Source organism: Oleiphilus sp. HI0132 (assembly GCF_001635845.1).
Genome location: NZ_LWGJ01001715.1, coordinates 1 through 827, shown reverse-complemented (window position 1 = coordinate 827; position 827 = coordinate 1). Strand labels below are relative to the sequence as shown.

The 827-nt window shown below is 44.6% G+C and carries 1 protein-coding gene; it reads left to right on the top strand.

Translation table 11 applies throughout. The features are described from left to right. Window positions 1-827, top strand: an 827-nt coding sequence (aroB, locus tag A3766_RS26260; RefSeq protein WP_068643284.1) for a 3-dehydroquinate synthase, incomplete at both ends; no start/stop codon positions are given.

Below are 827 nucleotides of genomic sequence, written 5' to 3'. Positions count from 1 at the left end.
TTGATAGCGTGGTCTTGCCTGACGGAGAGCAATATAAGAATTGGCAAACCTTAAACCTGATTTTTGATGCGCTACTAGAGAAGGCTCATTCCAGGAAGACGACTATCGTTGCGCTGGGGGGTGGTGTAATTGGAGATATGGCAGGTTTTGCTGCATCAGCTTATCAGCGTGGCGTAGATTTTATTCAGGTGCCCACGACGCTTCTTTCGCAAGTAGATTCATCTGTAGGTGGAAAAACTGCAATCAACCATCCTTTAGGTAAAAACATGATAGGTGCTTTTTACCAGCCTAAAGCCGTTATCATTGATATTTTGACCTTGCAAACTCTGGCTTCAAAGGAAGTTTCAGCGGGCCTGGCGGAGGTGATCAAATATGGTTTGATCCGTAAGCCAGAGTTCTTTGACTGGTTGGAGGCTAATGTTGAGGCCTTAAGGTCCTTGGACTCTGATGCTTTAACCTACGCGATTAAAGAATCTTGTTCTTGTAAAGCGGAAGTTGTTGAACTAGATGAGAAAGAGGGTGGGCTTAGAGCAATATTAAATCTAGGGCACACATTTGGCCATGCGATTGAGACTTATGAAGGTTATGGCTCTTGGCTTCATGGTGAGGCGGTTGCAGCGGGAACAGTTATGGCAGCAGAATTGTCGAGAATGGAAGGCTGGATTAGTGATGAAGATGTTTCTCGAATTTCAAATATATTGCTTGCTGCTAACTTGCCAATTGAAGGGCCGGAAGGCATGTTGGCTTCAGAATATGAACGACTAATGTCTGTGGACAAAAAGGTAATGGATGGAACGCTCCGTCTTGTGCTTTTGAAGTCGATTGGT